This is a genomic window from Siminovitchia acidinfaciens (genome assembly GCF_003605385.1).
GTDB classification, from domain to species: domain Bacteria; phylum Bacillota; class Bacilli; order Bacillales; family Bacillaceae_C; genus Siminovitchia; species Siminovitchia acidinfaciens.
On record NZ_QYTV02000011.1, the window covers coordinates 66,056 to 84,163 of the forward strand.

The 18,108-nt window shown below is 42.2% G+C and carries 18 protein-coding genes; 7 read left to right on the forward strand and 11 right to left on the reverse strand.

Annotated features, from left to right (window positions below):
* Positions 1-3 precede the first annotated feature (3 nt).
* Together D4T97_RS18030 and D4T97_RS18035 are read right to left on the reverse strand one after the other, a co-directional pair.
* Entirely contained in the window at positions 4-225 is a 222-nt protein-coding gene (locus D4T97_RS18030; RefSeq protein WP_126052167.1) for a DUF2997 domain-containing protein, read from the reverse strand.
* Positions 226-240: 15 nt separating this feature from the next.
* Positions 241-1,902: an AAA family ATPase gene (locus tag D4T97_RS18035; protein ID WP_235872302.1), complete on the reverse strand. Its 1,662-nt coding sequence runs from the start codon at positions 1,900-1,902 to the stop codon at positions 241-243.
* Positions 1,903-2,257: 355 nt separating this feature from the next.
* Here D4T97_RS18035 and D4T97_RS18040 point away from each other — a divergent pair, with 355 nt between their 5' ends.
* Complete coding sequence (locus D4T97_RS18040) at positions 2,258-3,859, forward strand: amidohydrolase (RefSeq protein WP_126052169.1); 1,602 nt, start codon at positions 2,258-2,260, stop codon at positions 3,857-3,859.
* Positions 3,860-3,922: 63 nt separating this feature from the next.
* Here D4T97_RS18040 and D4T97_RS18045 read toward each other — a convergent pair whose 3' ends face one another.
* The 4 genes from D4T97_RS18045 to D4T97_RS18060 all read right to left on the reverse strand — a co-directional run bounded on the left by D4T97_RS18045 (position 3,923) and on the right by D4T97_RS18060 (position 6,212).
* A complete protein-coding gene (locus tag D4T97_RS18045; RefSeq protein WP_126052170.1) occupies positions 3,923-4,216 on the reverse strand; it encodes a hypothetical protein in 294 nt (97 codons plus the stop codon).
* Positions 4,217-4,223: 7 nt separating this feature from the next.
* Positions 4,224-4,541: a DUF3784 domain-containing protein gene (locus D4T97_RS18050; RefSeq protein ID WP_126052171.1), complete on the reverse strand. Its 318-nt coding sequence runs from the start codon at positions 4,539-4,541 to the stop codon at positions 4,224-4,226.
* A gap of 183 nt (positions 4,542-4,724) precedes the next feature.
* On the reverse strand, positions 4,725-5,516 hold the full coding sequence (locus tag D4T97_RS18055) for a dioxygenase family protein (RefSeq protein WP_126052172.1): 792 nt from the start codon (positions 5,514-5,516) through the stop codon (positions 4,725-4,727).
* Between the two features lie 42 nt (positions 5,517-5,558).
* Positions 5,559-6,212: an alpha/beta hydrolase gene (locus D4T97_RS18060; RefSeq protein WP_126052173.1), complete on the reverse strand. Its 654-nt coding sequence runs from the start codon at positions 6,210-6,212 to the stop codon at positions 5,559-5,561.
* Between the two features lie 169 nt (positions 6,213-6,381).
* On the opposite strand from D4T97_RS18060, the gene D4T97_RS18065 reads away from it, so the two are divergent.
* Together D4T97_RS18065 and D4T97_RS18070 are read left to right on the forward strand one after the other, a co-directional pair.
* Positions 6,382-6,927, forward strand: coding sequence for a helix-turn-helix domain-containing protein (locus tag D4T97_RS18065; protein WP_126052174.1), 546 nt, complete (start codon positions 6,382-6,384; stop codon positions 6,925-6,927).
* A 432-nt stretch (positions 6,928-7,359) separates the two neighbouring features.
* Entirely contained in the window at positions 7,360-8,133 is a 774-nt protein-coding gene (locus tag D4T97_RS18070) for a DUF2935 domain-containing protein (protein WP_126052175.1), read from the forward strand.
* A gap of 291 nt (positions 8,134-8,424) precedes the next feature.
* Here the strand turns inward: D4T97_RS18070 and D4T97_RS18075 are convergent, their stop codons facing one another.
* The 3 genes from D4T97_RS18075 to D4T97_RS18085 form a co-directional block, all read right to left on the reverse strand.
* Positions 8,425-9,615: an MFS transporter gene (locus tag D4T97_RS18075; RefSeq protein ID WP_126052176.1), complete on the reverse strand. Its 1,191-nt coding sequence runs from the start codon at positions 9,613-9,615 to the stop codon at positions 8,425-8,427.
* Between the two features lie 4 nt (positions 9,616-9,619).
* Positions 9,620-10,027 carry a MarR family winged helix-turn-helix transcriptional regulator gene (locus D4T97_RS18080; RefSeq protein WP_126052177.1) on the reverse strand — a complete coding sequence of 136 codons (408 nt, stop codon included), beginning with the start codon at positions 10,025-10,027 and terminating at the stop codon, positions 9,620-9,622.
* A 224-nt stretch (positions 10,028-10,251) separates the two neighbouring features.
* A complete protein-coding gene (locus tag D4T97_RS18085) occupies positions 10,252-11,676 on the reverse strand; it encodes a sigma-54 interaction domain-containing protein (protein WP_235872303.1) in 1,425 nt (474 codons plus the stop codon).
* A gap of 363 nt (positions 11,677-12,039) precedes the next feature.
* Between D4T97_RS18085 and D4T97_RS18090 the strand changes: the two genes are divergently transcribed.
* The 4 genes from D4T97_RS18090 to D4T97_RS18105 are packed head-to-tail and all read left to right on the forward strand — an operon-like array spanning position 12,040 to position 15,687.
* Positions 12,040-13,092 carry a TRAP transporter substrate-binding protein gene (locus D4T97_RS18090; RefSeq protein WP_126052179.1) on the forward strand — a complete coding sequence of 351 codons (1,053 nt, stop codon included), beginning with the start codon at positions 12,040-12,042 and terminating at the stop codon, positions 13,090-13,092.
* 24 nt (positions 13,093-13,116) lie between these two features.
* Entirely contained in the window at positions 13,117-13,620 is a 504-nt protein-coding gene (locus tag D4T97_RS18095; protein WP_126052180.1) for a TRAP transporter small permease, read from the forward strand.
* 15 nt (positions 13,621-13,635) lie between these two features.
* Positions 13,636-14,904, forward strand: a complete 1,269-nt coding sequence (locus D4T97_RS18100; protein WP_126052181.1) for a TRAP transporter large permease — start codon at positions 13,636-13,638, stop codon at positions 14,902-14,904.
* A 21-nt stretch (positions 14,905-14,925) separates the two neighbouring features.
* Complete coding sequence (locus tag D4T97_RS18105; protein ID WP_126052182.1) at positions 14,926-15,687, forward strand: SDR family NAD(P)-dependent oxidoreductase; 762 nt, start codon at positions 14,926-14,928, stop codon at positions 15,685-15,687.
* Positions 15,688-16,344: 657 nt separating this feature from the next.
* On the opposite strand, the gene D4T97_RS18110 is transcribed toward D4T97_RS18105, so the two are convergent.
* Positions 16,345-17,154, reverse strand: coding sequence for a nuclease-related domain-containing protein (locus D4T97_RS18110; RefSeq protein WP_164525630.1), 810 nt, complete (start codon positions 17,152-17,154; stop codon positions 16,345-16,347).
* A 454-nt stretch (positions 17,155-17,608) separates the two neighbouring features.
* The gene (locus D4T97_RS18115) at positions 17,609-18,076 is read right to left on the reverse strand and encodes a C40 family peptidase (RefSeq protein WP_126052184.1); all 468 of its coding nucleotides are present in this window, start codon (positions 18,074-18,076) and stop codon (positions 17,609-17,611) included.
* Positions 18,077-18,108: the final 32 nt, after the last annotated feature.

Genomic DNA, 18,108 nt, shown 5'->3' on the forward strand with positions numbered 1-18,108 from the left:
CTCTTATTTTTGATGTAATGTATTGGTTTGCTGAACAGATTGCTCAAGTTGAATTTGTTGCTCGGTCTCGTAATATTCGCTGGTATAACTGGATCTTACAGTTTCCGCTTCAAGCAGATTCTCAAGAATAGAGATATAATCGACGCATTGCTTCCCTTTTATTCCGTTAGTTACGGCCTCAATGGATCCATCTTTTAAAATTCGAATTTGAATTTTTTCAGACAATATTGTTTGTCCCCCTTAAAAATCAATTGTTCGCCCGCCTCGAGTGAAACGGATATCGTTTGCTTTTTCCGGCTCCCCTTTGGGCTGTGCCGTATATGGCTCGATATCTTCCTTCGGAGTGGCTGTCACTGCCCGTACATTGGCCCATTCACGAATGGAGCGAATCTGTTCTGCCTGTGTAATGGATAAAGGCACCGTATTTTGAATGGCGCGTTCAAAATCCTCATAGAGGACAGGCCGGTCATTCGCATACGCTTCGAATAACGCGTCAATGACCAACTGCTCGATTTCCGCTCCGACGAAACCGTCACACAGGTCAGCCAGACGCTGGAGTACCTCATCTGTGATGTTAAAAGCACCGGTGACCCGGGGGGAGGTGAGACGCTTTTTCAAGTGGACATGCAAAATCTCTTTCCGCTCTCGCAATGTCGGTAAATCAACAAAGAAGATTTCATCGAATCGGCCTTTACGCATCAGTTCAGGTGGCAGTCCAGAGATGTTGTTGGCTGTAGCAATGACAAAAACAGGTGCTGTTTTCTCTTGCATCCACGTAAGAAACTGTCCAAATATACGGGAAGATGTTCCGCTGTCTCCGGAACCATTTAAGCCGCTGAATCCTTTTTCAATTTCATCAATCCACAAAATGGAAGGGGCAATGGCTTCGGCCGTATATATGGCTTTCCGCATATTTTCCTCACTGCTTCCAACGATGCCGCTGAATATCTTGCCCATATCCAGTCGGAGGAGAGGTAAATGCCACATCGAACTGATCGCTTTACTGATTAAGCTTTTTCCTCCTCCCGGCACACCGGTGATGAGTACGCCTTTTGGGGCGGGCAATCCGTATTCACGTGCAGAATCAAGCCAGGACTTGTTTCTTTTGGCCAACCAGCGCTTTAAGTTTTCAAGTCCGCCGATATCTTCCATTTTCAAATCACTTGTGACAAACTCAAGGATCCCCGTTTTTTTAATAATTTGCTCTTTTTCTTCCAGAATCACCTGCACATCATCTGCATCAAGGATTCCGTCTTCAACCATAGCCCGCGCAAAGGCGTTTTCTGCTTCGGAGAGAGTCAGTCCGAGCGCTGCCTTAGAGAGACGCTCTTTGTCTTCAGGTTGCAGGTTAATCGAAATTCGGCCGCTCTGCTCATTAATCGCGATCATCTCGTCCAAGACGGCCATGATTTCTTTGTTAGTAGGCAGTTTAAAATCAACAATCGTCACATCTTTTTGCAAGTCATCCGGAAGGTTCAGGAAAGGTGAAGTAAAGAAAATATTTTTCGGATGAAAACTGTGCTTCATTGTCAGGATCATATCCCGTAATTTGCGAATCACTTCAACATCAGGAAGCTTTCCTTTTCCGCCAAAATATATATGAAAATCCTGCATCACAGCAATGCAGGGTCCATCGTACTTCATTAAATAGTCTAACGCCTGTAATGCTTGTTGTTGATGGTTTGAGGAATTGCTTACTATTTCGCCTTGGCTGTCGACTAAGCCTGTTGTCAGTCGCCATGTGAACAGACTCCGTGGAGTTTTAATAAGTTCTTCATTTGTCGCTACATTTCTGATTACTGATAAAATCCGGTCTTCCTCCCAAGTTTGTATGTAAAGGTAGGGGAACCTGGCTTTTAATAAGTTAGATAAAGTTATTTCTATTGTTTTTGTCGCTCCCACAAATAGATCTCCTTCATATAATAATAGTATATGATAAAGTACAGACATTGAGTAAATTCGATATTTTTTTTATCAAACATAAGTGATATGGATAATTGCTTTGCCGTAGTTTCCTGTGTGCTTCTCAACTGTCAATGTCCATTCATTATATTATAAACCAGCAATAAGTCATGGTATAGACCCCCTGTTATTTTGCAAATGCATGTCGGTAGCCGGTACAATTTTTAAAAAACACTATATAGGAAGTCTATCAGAAATCGACAGCAGCCAACAGAGGGATACCCTTTAGAAGTATCGAAAGACCAATTGGTGGTTTAAAATAGCAAAAATAAAAGCAGTCGAAGGGGAATCACCGATGAGCGAAAAGCGCATGTTTGTAAACGCCAAAATTTATACAGTAGATATGGAAAATAAAGAAGCAGATGCTATGGTTGTCTATAACGGAAAGATTTCATGGATTGGAAAAGAGAAGGATATGCCTCCTGTTGAGGGTGAGCGGGTCAATCTGAATGGCCGCCGGGTGCTCCCGGGGTTCATCGATGCTCATTTTCATCCCTTGCTGCTTGCTGAAACATCTAAGCAGATTGCCTGTACGCTGCCAGGAGTTCAATCAATTTATGATTTTATAAAAGCGGTTAGACAATTTCGCGAAGAGCATGCGGCTGATGCATGGATAGAGGGCTGGGGATATGATGAGGGTAAATTGCAAGAGGGCAGGGCACCGAACCGATACGATTTGGACAAGGCCGCGGAAGATGTCCCAATTGTTTTGACCCGTACATGCACACATATCATCTCGGTGAACAGCAAAGCTTTGGAGATTGCGGGAATCACGAAAGGTACACCGGATCCTCCCGGCGGGAAAATTGACCGTGATGATCAAGGAGAGCCGACTGGTATTTTACGTGAAAGTGCAACTGCTTTGGTAAAAGATATCATGCCCGTGAAAAGCCTGGAAAAAAAGGCTGCACTGTTGGCGGAATATAGCCAGATACTCCTATCCAATGGCGTCACTGGCATAACAGAAATGATGGCGGATCATCAGCCAATTGATTTTTACGATATATTCCAAGCAGCGGTAAAAAAAGGAATGAAGCAAAGAGCCGCTCTTTATTACAATTGGAAGGAATTCCAGCAGCTTGATTTAAGTGATCCTGGAATTTTTGATAAGGAACAGCCAGTTTATATTGCCGGGATAAAATTGTTTGCAGACGGCAGTATTTCCGGCCAGACTGCTTGGGTGAACCCCCCGTTTTTAGGGGGCGGGGAAAATTACGGAATTTCCACAACCACCCAAGAAGAACTGCTGGCAGCGGGAGAAGCGGCGAAAAAGCACGGCATCCAGCTGGCAGTCCATGCAATGGGTGAGCGGGCCATCGACCAGGTAGTCGATACTTTTTATAAACAGGCGGATTGGCTGGACGACGCGCCATCTGTCCGGATTGAACACGTCTCCTTGCCGACGGATCAGGCGCTTCAGCGTGCAGCGGAATCCGGAATCGCCTTTGTAACCCAGCCAATCTTTTTATATGCGGAAATAGAAAGTTACATAAAAAATCTTGGGGAAGAGCGGACAAGAACCTCCTATCCGGTCAAAACCATGCTGGGAAAAGGGATACAATTGGCCTTTTCATCCGATGCGCCCGCAACGGCATGGGGTGATCCTGTGAATCCTTTTTTCGGCCTGGAATCGGCGGTAAACAGGAAGGCGTATGACGGGATGGATATCGGGCAGGAAGAACGAATCTCCATTGAGACGGCAGTCGAGCTTTATACGAAAGCGGCACAGGAAGTTACACGAATTCCTAGTGTTGGCCAGCTTATACCCGGAAACCATGCAGATTTTATCGTTCTTGAAAAAGATATTTTTGGCGCGGATAAAGCTGAAATCAGCCAGATAAAGGTTAAAGAGACATACATGGGCGGAGTAATGGTTTATCGGAGAAAGGGTGATTGAGGCCGGCCCCAAATTGAGTGCATGAGGTTTCCGTGACAAACAGATTCGTTCCCTTCCGAACGTCTAAGTCGCTCCTACCGTAACGAATGTGTTGGGTTCGTGCCCGTTCAGGCGGTTTTTCCAGGTCAACGGTAACGAATGTCTCGTATTCGTTACCGTCTGGGCAACTTTTCCGCTTCCACGGTAACGAAAGTGCAGTATTCGTACCCGTTCAGGGAGTTTTTCCGGGTCAACGGTAACGAATGAACTTGAACTGGAGAGTCTCTGCACACAAAAGCAGGTGAAATAACGAATTCGTTTTTTCACCTGCTTCATTTTCTCATTGGAAGCTACCTTTATCTGTATTTGAATCATCATCTTCATGCTATCTTTTAAATCGGTTGCCCGTATTTGAATATACGACCGCAAACAAAATGATACCGATAAAAAGTATTAGACCGATAACGAACAATGCCTGATTATCCAACAGCTCGCTCAACGCCCACATCAATATGCTCAAACATATACCATACATGATATTACTCATGAATTTGCACAATGCTGCTTCATCATATTGAGCTTTTTCACGATCAGACATTGTATTATAGCCGGCAATTAAAAACGCACCTTTTCCTTTTGAAAGCATAACGGCGAAAATGAAAAAAAGAATAAACATAATTAAATTGATAATAACTCCAGCCATACCAGTACCCTCGTTCCTAAAGTTCCACTTCTAATATAATACGTTCATGGAGTACCATAGGTTTCAATACGAATTAATGATGATTTTGGCGATCTACTAAACGATGGGCTATGAGGGGGAAAAGAATATATTTTGCGATATTGCATTCTCCTGGCTATATAAACATTATCGAGCAGTGGGACGTCACATTTTTCCCCCGAACTGCCACACGCTGTGACTTAGGTTCCCGTACCTGTAACTACGGTGTACTAAAGCTGCTTTTTGATGATCATCTGCTGCTCCCATAGCATAAAAAATCGGAATAAAGTGTTCATTTCCATAAGGGGGCACGGCCAGACTAGACGAAGGAGCCGATGACTGGTAATTGAAAAGAGATTCTAAATCCCAATTGTTCAATTGCCGCTCAAGCCATAGGTCAAAATCAAGGGCCCAATCGTCAATTTGTCCAATACCGTTACCCATCTTTAAAGCTCCCAAATTATGGACGGTGCCACCGCTGCCAATAATTAAGATATCTTTTTCCCTTAATTTTGATATGGATTTTCCTATTTTATATTGCTCTACCGGTGAAAGCTTAGGATTTACTGACATTGAAATGACAGGAATATCAGCCTCAGGGTAAAGCAGCCGAAGAACAACCCAGGCTCCGTGGTCGAGTCCTCGCTCTTTATCCACTTCATATGGTACGCCATGCTCAACGAACAATTTTTCTATTTCTTTTGAGACTTCCTTACTGCCCCTTGCCGGGTATTGGATGGTATACAGTGCTTCAGGAAACCCGCCAAAATCGTAGATTGTACTATAATTATCGACTGCGCTTACCTTTTGTACAGGCGACTCCCAGTGAGCGGAGAATAGTACAATTGCTTTTGGACGCGGCAACTGCTTTCCTAAGTGATTTAAAAACTGTGTGTATTCGTTGTCTTCAATTGCTAAAAGCGGTGCGCCATGAGCGATAAAGAATGATGGTAGCATAAAGATTACTCTCCTTTAAATTGGTTTATAAAAAAAGCTTTTTTACTCAGATGATACTTCTCGGGCGTTATCGAGTATCCATCGCACAAAGTCTTCTTTGTTTTTTGATGATACAATATGACCTTCCTTATAGGTTCTGAAGGTTACCGATGCCCCCAGCTTCTTAAAAAACTCATTGTTCTCAACGCCCCATTCATAGGGGAGCACCTGGTCCAATTCACCATGCGAAATGAATAGCGATAATTGATCAACCGATTTTAGATTATATTCTTCCTTAACAAAGTGAGGAATATATCCACTCAGCGCAATAATCCCTCTTATCCGGTTCCCAAGTGTCAACCCCAGAGTCATGGCCAGAATAGCTCCTTGGCTGAAACCAAGTAGGTATAAGCGGTTTGGATCGAGTGGATATTGATGGCCGGCATAATCTATAAAGCCGGTGAGTTTGCTCACTCCTTCATCAAATACGTCTCTATGCGGCTTCCCATACTCTTGAATGGTAAAATAAGCAAAGCCTTTTCCGTGAGAAAGAGGACCGCGAATGCTGAAGATATAAAAGTTTTCCAACCCGTCAACCAGCGACAGCATATTCTTCTCATTACTTCCTATTCCATGCATTACAAAAAGGGCTGGATAAGTCCGACCAGGTTTGATATGTTCCGGTTCCCAGATTTCATAAATTAGGGGAGTTTCCATTCTCTTCATCCTTTCCCAATATATATTTTCGAACATTAAGCGCTATATGTTGTTTTCTTATATGAATATTTGTTTCCCAAAGAATAACAAGTTAATTGTAGATTGTCAACGCATTTTTTGTTAGTATGTAAAATAGTTTCCTATTGGAAAACATATGAGGTGAATTTATATGGACATCGGTTCAACAATTCGAGCGATAAGGAATAGAAAAAAACTCACAATTGCTCAAATGAGTGAAGGTACAGGCCTCTCAAAAGGATTTATCAGCAATATGGAAAACAATAATACGTCTCCATCCATTAATACACTGCAAACAGTTGCCAGCTTTCTTGGAGTTCCTTTGCCTTATCTACTTTTAGAAAAAGACCAACGCATGCATGTAGTTAGAAAGCATGAACGTCAATTAACCACTCATAAAAAATCTAATCTTAAAGTAGAGGTTTTAACAACGAAAGGTGGTCTTACACTGCAACATGTTGAGTTTCCTCCAGGAACATCAACAGGGGATGAACCCCATACCCATCTGGGTGAAGAATGTCATGTGGTGTTAAAGGGGAAGGTTCTTGCAGAACAAGGAGAAGAGTCTTTCATTTTGGAAGAAGGCGACTCTTTCAGCTGGAATGCAAGCGTACCGCACTTTGTTAAAAATATAGGAGACGAGCCGGCCGTGGTATTAGTTGCCGTTTATACAGATGTGAGCCTAAATGATTTATAAGTAAAGAAAAGCTGTGACCAGGATATTGCCCTGATCACAGCTTTTTATATTGCCCCCACTTTTAACAGATTTCCCCAATCTCCTTAAAACCCTTTTCGCGTACACGCTGAAAAGGGGCCACTGGGATGATCGGGTGGTTTTCATCAAAAAAGTAAGACACGTTTTTTTGTTAAGAATGTTCCACACTTTTAAATTCGTTTAGGTGTAGGGGAGTCTAGTAATATTTGGCAGTTCATTTGCTGAGGACGTTTTTTGGTTATAAAAATAATCTTAACTAAATTTGAGGTCACGTGGCATTCTTCCCTAATTACCTTAAACACATAAGGACACCCAGACGCGATCAAGGAAAAAAGCAAAAGCTTCATAGGACAAGTATCAAGATGAATAAGCTTTTAATGACGTTGTCTACATTACGTGAGAGAGGTGTCGCACATGGGGTATACAGATAAGTATGAAAGAGACGCCTACGGGATCATTGCTTTTTGGCTCAGGAATGATTACGATCATGGTCGTTTTTTTGATAGGGAAATAAGCCATTATGAAATGGAATTGGCTCGTGCAAACCAGCATAATATTCAGCGGTTGGGGGAGATATGGAAAAAGGCGGAGGCGAAACAAGGAGATATTGGTACTTTGCTTCAGGAAGCCCATCACGCTACACGTGAATTTCACAGTCTGCTTGCCTATACAATGGATAAGTCTTTACACTGTGAGGTTATTATTTCAACACCAGTATCACTGCTTGACCATATGGTTCGGGAATCAGAAGAGTCCCAAAAGGTGTATAAATTAATACAAAGCGGCGCTAAAGTTTCAGTGGCTGACGCAACCATACATGAGACTGTCTTTTGGCTGAGGCAAATGGCAGATCATCTAGGTTATATACGTCATTATTTAGATGTATCGAATTATGAATTGAATTTTAGGGTAACCATGATGATGCAGAAATTTGAGCGGCTTTTAATGCAGGCAACTGCATTAAAAACAATGATACGAAAACCGCGTAATGAAATGCTGCCAGTTTTAACAACCTTTAAGGAAATGATCATTAAGGAAGCTAAGGACCTTGAAGCATTTAAGTTAGAATTGGATGACCTGATTAAACGCTGTGCAGCAGTAACAACATCACCGCCGGATTTGTTGGAGCATATTGCCAGGGAAGCTCATCATCTGTGGAGAAACCTGGAAGAGGGAATTATATCATAGTATATGGCTTTAATATTGAAGATCATATGCCATATGGAGACAGATTCAGCTCATGCAAATTCTTTCTCTTTTTAGGGGAAGCCGCATGGGCTTTTGCTTTGCCATGGATTGTAAACATTCTTGTCCTATATTTCGACTTCCTTCCTTATCCAGAAATTTTACAAGCTGCCTTTTTGGATGTAGGCATTTATAGATAATCGGCTTTTCACTCAAGCATTTGGACACTTAGATTTTTTATCGAGGGTCTTTTTTACGCGTACATAAAAAAACGGACCTCCACAGGTCCGCCTTCTATAAACTCTCCAATTTTCGGGGAACTTTCGCCGCTTGTTTTTTGCGATCCATCAGGTTAAGCAAGATGAAAACAAAGCCTACCAACGCACCGGAAATCAGGTAGATCGAATTGTAGCCGATAGCTGCGGCAATCATCCCAAAGATGTAGGACCCTAAAGCGATCCCACCATCGAAGAATGTGTAAAAAGTTGCGGTTGCATATCCGCTTCTTTCAATTTGCGTGGATTGGATGGCGAGTGTCAGCAAACTTGGTACCAGGGAGCCGTATCCGAGTCCGACGAAGCCGCCGGCAATCAAGAATGTTCCAGCCGAATCTGTATATGCCAGCATAATAAGTCCAATGATAAATAAAACCAATCCTGGATACAGGATGTATTGAGGGCCTTTCACATCAAACAACCTGCCCGTGAACGGTCTCGCAAGCAGCATGACAGCGGCAAACACAAGGAAAAATGTACCTGTCATATCAAGCAAACCTTTTCCCTGGGCATAGATTGATAAATACGATAGGATGCTTGCGTAGGACAAACCGATCAGACACCCAAGAAAGGCTACAGGCAAAGCGTTTTTTTCAAATAGATCGTTGAGAGACAACTTTCGTTTAGATTTTACACTTGCTTGGATATTATCGGGAATCATCAAGGAAAATAATGCACCTGTCACCATTAGGAGACTCAGAATGATAAATAGCGTATCAAAGGAGTAAGCTTGGATGAGGGTTAATGAAACGAGCGGGCCAAGGACGACTCCCAAGTTCGTCGACATAGTAAAATAGCCAAGGCCAGTCCCGCGCCTTGCAGCAGGAACAAGATCCGCCGCGAGTGCCCCACCCGCCGTTGTTACAATGCTGAATCCAATTCCATGCAAAAAGCGGAGGACGAGCAGCAAGCCAAACGGTTCAATGAAATAATAAAGGACCGTACAAAACAAATAAAGGGCCAAGCTGATCCAAAGCATTCTTCTTTTACCTGCCAAGTCCAAAATCTTACCGGTAAACGGCCGAACGATGATAGCGGAAAGCAGGAAGATCGACATGAGCAGTCCGGCTTCTTGGTCTGTTTTATTCAAGATGCCCGTGGCATAAAGCGGCAGGGTAGCGGTTAAACCATAAAATACAATAAAAACTGATAAATTCGTGCAAAACAAACTGATAAATGATTTTGTCCAAATAGGTTGCGGTCTCTGCAAACTATCATCTTCCTTCTATACTCAATTTTGTTAATAGCTCCATCAAGAGAGATTGCTCATCGGCGTTCAAATGGTCCATTGCTTTTTTTTCAAATTGTTCAATGGAATCTTTTATGTTAGGCAACCGTGCCTCCGCTTCCGCAGACAGCCGGACCATTTTCTCCCGGCGGTCTTTTCCCGCGTATGTTTTTAACCAGCCAAGCTCTTCGAGCCGTTTGACTGTCCGGGTAATCGTCGGAGCCTCTACATTTAAATACTTCCATATATCCGTAAGCGTCATTTCTCCATGTTGATAAACGCAATATAAGACCGTCCACTGGGAAGCGAACAAGTCATGCTCTTTCAACGCATGATTCAGCTCTTTGCTGAGCAGCCGCGTCTTTTGAAATATTTCATGAATCACAGGATTCATCAACATTACCTCCGTTATTTACCTAGGTAATCAACTTTGCTATTATACTTCGGAATGCGAAATTTGTAAAGGGGGTGGGAAAAGCTGATATTTAGACTGTTTTTTTCGAGAGGATAAAAGTGTATGAACAATTGATGCCGTATCCCTGCGATAAAGCTTTATCCGGAAATATTGATGACCATAATACAAGCAGACGGAAAACGATGCTTTTTCCGTCTGCAATGTTACATTTTCCAAGCTTGAAGTTTTTTGACCAATGTCGTGTGATGAATCCCAAGTTCCTTGGCTGCCTGCCGGAGGGAGTTATTTTTTTGCAAGGCCTCCATAATTATTTTCTTTTCGTAGTTTTGGACCATACTCTTTAGTGTCACTTCATTAGTACCTTGTTCAACCTGTGTAATGCGGAAAGGAAGGTGATAGGGTTCAAGGATTTTTTCAGAGACAGAAACAATTAAGTTCTCGACCATATTTCTTAATTCCCGTACATTTCCAGGCCAATGGTAAGACATCAAGTACCGAACTGTCTCTTCTGCTGCTTCTTTTTGGATATGGTACTTTTTTGAGAAATAAGAAAAAAAATACTGGAGAAGCTCCCGGACATCCTCCGGACGCTCTGCAAGAGGCGGTACATCAATAGAGACAACGTTGAGACGGTAGTATAGATCCTCTCTGAACTGGCCTTGTTTCACCAGCTCCTCCAGATTCTTGTTTGTAACGGAAATAATCCGGATATCCAAGTCCTTTGTCTTGTTACCGCCGATCCGGCGGACTTGTTTTTCCTGGATGACCCGCAGTAATTTTACCTGCAGGGCAAGCGGCATTTCGCCAATTTCATCCAGCATGATTGTTCCTTCATCTGCTAATTCTAGTAACCCTGCTTTACCTTCCAGTCTAGCGCCGGTAAAAGATCCTTTTTCATAACCGAACAACTCAGATTCCAACAGATTTTCGGGAATGGCTCCACAATTGATTTTGATTAAGGGTTTTTCTTTCCTGTCACTGAAATGGTGAATTAAATTGGTCAGCATTTCTTTACCTACACCAGAAGGGCCTGACAGCAAAATGCTTGTGGGAAATGGAGCAACCTGCTGTATCTTTTCATACACCTGTTTCATTTGCGGGCTTCGGAAAACGATGGTCTGGTTTTTCTCAAATTCTGTATGTACGGCAAAGCGGTGAGAGTTTAATTCAGCTGTTTCCATCGCCTTTGTCAATTCGCGTTTCATTTTGCTGATTTCTGTAATGTCACTTACACTGATAACTATTAAAGATAAATCTCCGTGTTCATCAAATACAGGGCTCCCAGTCACAACTACTTCTTTTTTCTCACCGAGTTTTTCCTCGTTGCCGATCTTTTGGACGATGGACAGCTGCTTTTTTTCTTTAAAGACCAGCTTGGATATGGAGCGGTCAAAATAGCCTTTTTCGGTAAGGTCAAACACATTCTTTCCGACAAGATCAGACTTTTTGTATCCCGTCATTTCCTCATATGCACGATTCACTAGAACGGTTACGCCGTTACTGTCAACCACATATATCCCGTCCGTGGAAAATTCAATCACCGTTTCCAGTTTGAGAGCCAAGTCTTTATAGTGCTCTAGTTCCGATGTGTCATCATGGCAGTCCATCAACGAATTATGAACGGTCATCTCGCTCTCCAATCCTTTCTTATTAAAAATATTTTTCCCAATTTAAATGGTGAATTATTTCACCTGCTGCTGAATTATTTCACCACCCTATTATATAGCAATAAGAAAAAGTTCGTAGGCATTTTTGAGTATTTTCGAGGGGATTCAACAAAAAAACCGGTGAATTATTTCACCGATAAGTAGATTTGATTTTCGGCAAATCGTAATAAATACAGGGTTTTAGATGTTGGCACGCTATTTGCTATATATTAAGATAGCGGTTTACAAAAAAACGACATGCTTCCTGTTAGGCAGGTAAGGAGGGAATAGCCGGTACCAGGGTTTATATATAAGGTATTAAAAATAATTTTTACGGAGGAAACCATGAAAAAATTTAAGTTATTAGTCTTTTTCCTAGTTTCAGTATTGTTAATGACTGCTTGTTCTTCAAATGGAAGCGGTTCAAAGGAAAAAGATACCTATGTTTTAAGGGTATCGCATCCTTATCAAAAAGCGACACTCCATCATCAATATATGGTGTGGTTTGATGAAGAGATTCAAAAGAGAAGTGACGGGCGTCTTTCGTTGGAGATTTACTCTGATTCACAGTTGATGCCGCCTGCACAGGAAATACCAGGTATTCTCCAGGGGCAGATAGACATGACACACTCTCTGTCTTCAATTGCAGGAAGTTTTGACCCCATTTGGTATTTCTTTGATCTGCCGTTTTTATTCGACTATGACCCGAAAGACCCCATGGTGTATATGGATAATCGGAAAGCGTTTGTTGAAAGTGAAAAAGGTGGCCGGTTAATAGCCCGAATGGCGGAAGAAAAAGGTTTAAAGGTTCTTTCACTGGGATCAACGGATTTATACGCTACTTTATGGACAGCAGATGAAAGCAAGATGATTACAGATACAGCAAGTGCTCATGGATTGAAACTGCGTACACCTGGGGGAAGGGTAGCTCCGGAGACCTTGAAAGCGATTAAAGCCAGTGGTATATCCATCCCGGGTACGGAGCTTCCGACTGCTCTGCAGCAAGGGGTTGTAGATGGATTAATCACTGTTCCGCTGTATTTGTATGACAATAAGCTTCCTGTTAAAACACAAACGCTTTATCCGTTCGTCAATTACGTCATGCCTGTCATGATGTCACAAAAGAAATTTGACTCTTTGCCGGAAGATCTGCAGGAAATTCTTGTTGAGACAGGGAAAGACCTGGAGCAATATGCTTACGATAAAGTTAGCGAAGAAATCGCCGATGTCAATGAAAGGCTTGAAAGCGAGCAGGGCATCAAGACTTATTATCCGACTCCTGAAGAAATAGAAGAGTGGAAAAAAGTGACGGAACCTGCTTGGGACAGCTTCTTGAAAAGTGAGCCTAGGGCTAAAGAATTGATAGAAGAAGCAATGAGGTTGAGAGATGATAACTGATGTGATGGGTAAGGAGATGAAAAAATGAACCGAATCGAGAAACTTGAAAACTCGACGAGATTTTTGGATAAAGCGTTGGAAGTCATTGCCGTCTTTTGCTTGATTCTCAGTGTGGTATTGGCTTTTGTTGGAGTCGTTTTACGGTATCAGTTCGGCATTTCTTATCAAATACTGGAAGAAATTTGCCGTTATGCGATTGTCTATGGGGTGTTTGCCTATATCGGACCTCTGATTAAAAAGAATGAGCATATTAAAATGTCTCTTTTGGAGGATCGTTTAGCCGGAAAAAGCAAACATCTTGTGGATTTTGTGATTGGAATCATACAGTTTATTGCATTTGTCATTCTATTTTATGCCGGCGTGATTTGGATGTCTTCCATTTACAGCATGGAGCTGATGACACTTTCTGGAGAAATGTTGATGGTGATTCCGGCATTTTCGATTGTGGCAGGCATGTTTTTTGGGTGTGTTTATGCGTTATTGCAATTGATCATAGATTTTAATCTTTTTCGTTCAGAGACAAATTAGAGGGGAGGTAAAGATATGTTACTGATTGGGCTTATTATCTTTTTCATTTTATTAATCGTAGGTGCGCCTATTTGGCTTTCATTGGGCATGAGCGGCGGGATCCTGATGTTTGTATTTTTGGACTTGCCGTTGGAAGCGATTATTTCGCAGTTCTTGATTGCAACGGATAAATGGATTTTACTGGCGATCCCTTACTTTTTATTGGCCGGTAATTTGATGACCCACATGGGGACAGCTAATCAAATGATCGGCTTTGTCAATCATTTGATCGGCCATTTGCCCGGCGGGATGCCGGCAGCAGCCGTTATAACAGCAACTATTTTCGGAGCGTTATCAGGGTCAGCCACTGCTACGGTTGTTGCTGTGGGATCCATGATGATTCCACAAATGATCCAGCTTGGTTACTCTAAGGAAAACAGTATGGGAGTTGTTGCATCTGCCGGAACACTTGGGCAAATGATTCCCCCGAGTATTTATATGATCATTTATGCTTCTATGGTGCAGATAGATGTAGCACAGCTCTTCCTAGCCGGCATTGTTCCGGGACTGGTCATAGCGGCTCTTTTAATTGTGACTGCAATTATAGTCAGTCTGAAGGAAAAGACGGAGAGGAAAAAGCGAAGCAGTGCACAGGAGATTTCCAAGTCATTTTTTGTTGCTCTTCCTTCATTGTTGATGCCAGTTGTTGTATTGGGGGGAATTTATTCAGGGATATTTACACCGACTGAAGCTGCGGCCGTATCAGTTGTGTATGTTTTGATTATCAGCTTCCTATTTAACCGAAAAGAATTTACAAAGAAAAATATCCAAAAAAGTTTAGTCAGCTCCATGGTGACAACCACTGTCATCTATTTGCTGCTTGGCGGAGCGAACATGTTTTCAACTGCTTTGACTTATGCTCATGTTCCTCAGCAAATTACAGAATATGTATCTCAGTTGACACTTCCCGGATGGCTGATCATGCTGTTAATCCTTGTGTTATTCCTTATATTTGGAATGTTCTTGGATGCGGTACCGATTTTATATATCACGATTCCGATTCTATATCCGGCTGTGATGGCACTTGGATATGACCCAATTCACTTTGGCGTGCTGACGATTGCCTGTATGATGATTTCCCAGATTACACCACCGGTTGGATTAAGTTTATTTGTTGTCAGCGGGCATTTTAAAGAGAAGCTGAGCGTTGTTATCAGGGGATCCATGCCTTATCTAGGTGCATTACTTATAGCTACACTCATCCTTTTATACGTGCCTTGGTTAAGTACATTTTTAATAAAATAATAGAAAAGAGGAGTTCATCTTATGAGATTACAAGACAAAGTAGCGATTATTACGGCAGGAGCATCTGGAATGGGGAGAGCGGGAGCAAAATTATTCGCCAAAGAAGGGGCGATTGTCAACATCCTTGATATTAACGAAGAGAGTGGACAGGCAGTCGTTGAAGAAATTGAAGCAAGAGGCGGAAAAGCCCATTTTTACCGCACAGACATGACTAGTGTGGAGGATATCAAAGGGACGGTCGATAAAATCACTGATCAATATAAACAAATCGATATTCTATGGAATCATGCGGGAACACCAGGACCGGGCGGTGTGGATCAGGTAGAAGAAAAGGGTTTTGACTTTGCCATGGACCTAAATGTAAAAAGCGGGTTCTTCCTGACAAAATATGTTCTTCCGTTCATGAAGGAAAATGGTGGGTCCATCATCTTCACTTCATCCATTTCAGGCCTGGTGGGCTCTTATTTCAGCCCTGTTTATTCAACAGCAAAAGGCGGAGTCAGCAACATGGTCCGTGCCCTGGCCATGAGCCTGGGAGAACATCGCATTCGCGTTAACAGCGTTTGTCCTGGATTTACAGAAACACCAATGCTGAAAGAATTTTTAGCTCGCGATCAAGAAGACGACATGGATGCCAATGCCAAAAAAGTTTTGAGCCGCGTTCCGCTTGGACGTTTTGCTTATGCTGAAGATGTCGCCAATGCGGCATTATTCCTGGCGTCCAATGAATCAGTTTATATTACGGGGGTTAATCTACCAGTTGATGGTGGGTATACGGCGTAAAAAATGGAAAAACAGACAGTGGGGAGGATTGCTCGCTCGCTGTCTGTTTTATTTTTGGTAGATTATTAGGAGTATCGTGTATTGTGACCGAGGAGTGTTCATTGAAACTTGGAGGGTATTTCAGCCGAGCGATGCCTCCCCGTCGAAATGTAAAATCTGCGATGTCGGTAAGGCAATCGTGAGATGCCTCCCCTTCGAAGTGTAAAACCCGAGATGTCGGTAAGGCAATCGTGCGATGCCTCCCCGTCGAAATGGAAAACCCGAGATGTCGGTAAGGCAATCGTGCGATGCCTCCCCGTCGAAATGGAAAACCCGAGATGTCGGTAAGGCAATCGTGCGATGCCTCCCCGTCGAAGTGTAAAACCCGAGATGTCGGTAAGGCAATCGTGAGATGCCTCCCCGTCGAAGTGGAAAACCTGAGATGTCGGTAGGCAAATGTGAGATACCTCCCTCATCAGGCAACTAATCCGCAAGTGCGTAAAAATTACTGTGTAGTGCTGCCCGGAACACCTGCTATTCCTTATATTTATTAGAATCCGTGCAAATCCTCGTAGGAGTCACCCAAGCAGGACTTGTGCTGCATAAAGAAATATCTTACTCAAAGGGGCGGTATAGTCGAAATACATCATTTTATTAAACGACCCTTATAGAAGATAATTACCTATTTGAATCTACATAATATATATTCTTTCCCTGTCCTTTCATAGTAAAATATCTCACAAGAACCCGCCTTATCAGTTTTAATGGAGTGACTCTACACCATTCGTGAATAATGCTGGTAGTTATATTTTCCTGTGGAAAGAGAAGTTGAAATTCCTTAATGCTTCTTTTAACAGACGAGTCAACGTCTTCTTCATAGTTACAATCATCACATACTACCAATCTTCTTATATAAGAAGTGGATAGAGATTTGCATTGCTTACAGACAATTCCCTTTTTCAACTGATCATAGTCATAGTGGGATGGGCGGTGGGAGGCTTCGTTAACATGGTTCGCAACTATAATATCTGCAATCTTCTTGAGGCTCTTGCCGGGAGTCGGAAAATTTCCATTAAATTGGCTCAAAAAGCGGTTTAATTGGGATGGAAGTACAATGGTTAGTTGGGGCGGAGCTTGATATAAAGTAAACTCTGGATTGATAAAGATGACTTTCCCTTTGATTGGAAGCTTAAAACCAGATTTCTGAAGAAATTGCCGGAGTAAAGATACGCAGCGGTTTAATTGGAGCAGGGGGTTTTTTATTTCTTTTCCGGATAATGTGTACCAGATGTCTGACTCTATGTAGAATTCACCCTCATAATTTTTTACTTCAAAAAGGTATATTGTCTTGTGAGTAATCAATAGGGCATCGATTTGAAAAATCGTACTATCGTGTACCAGCAGCAAGTCGTGAAGAATAATAAAATTGTTTGATAAACTTTCTAGCAATGCTGCAAACTTTTGTTCGCCTTCATGTCCTTTTTCCATATAGAAGTAACTCTGCTTTGCATCGGGGGGTAATTTATACCGCGGAATTAAGCAACGCATAATTTGTAACGGCAATGTTTCTTTGTACGGTTTAATAACCATCTTCCACTACCTTTCTTTTGAAAATGATATTACATTTTCGGTACGTTAGAGTGTCTCATAGCCAACAGGTTAGTATATTTACTCTTTTCTGTCAATTAGTAAGTGAACTTGTTAAATCGGTTTGTGAAGCTTGAAGGGCGATTATAAGTCCATGCCTTCTGACTAGGCTGTTAATCCGTAATTAGGGTAATGCATCCGCAATCCCCTCCCTACCCAAAACAGACGGGACGGGAAAAAGGAAACCGTTGCAAGGAAGCATTGACTTGCTCTTGCAATAATCCATTTCTTCATACAAAAAACAGACAGCGAGAGCCCAACCGTCGTCGCTGTCTGTTTTATAGAAAAAGGGAGCTTAGAGAACCCTTCTTGCACCTGCATATTTGGATTTCCAGTAGTATGGATCGTTGATTGATGTAATGGCTACACCTTTTCCAGCAGAGTGGATGAATTTATTGTTTCCTACGTAAATTCCTACGTGGGATATTTTTGTTTTTGAAGTAGTTTTAAAGAATACAAGATCTCCGGCTCTTAAATTCTTTTTGCTGATAGATTTACCTCTTTTATATTGTTCAGCGGCCGTTCTTGGGAGTTTGACATTCTTTTTCTTAAAGGTATAGGAAGTGAATCCTGAACAATCGAATCCTCTTGGAGTAGTTCCGCCATATTTATAGCGAACGCCCAGGTATTTTTTACCCTCTTTTACAATGGCGCTCCCTGTCGGTTTGCTTGCTGCACTGGCGGTATCTATAGGTTGAGTGATCACTACTGCGAACATGATAACGGCGAATAAAGAAACCAAAGCTTTTTTTAACATCGTCATTCTAGCACTTTCCCCCTGGAACTCCAACATTT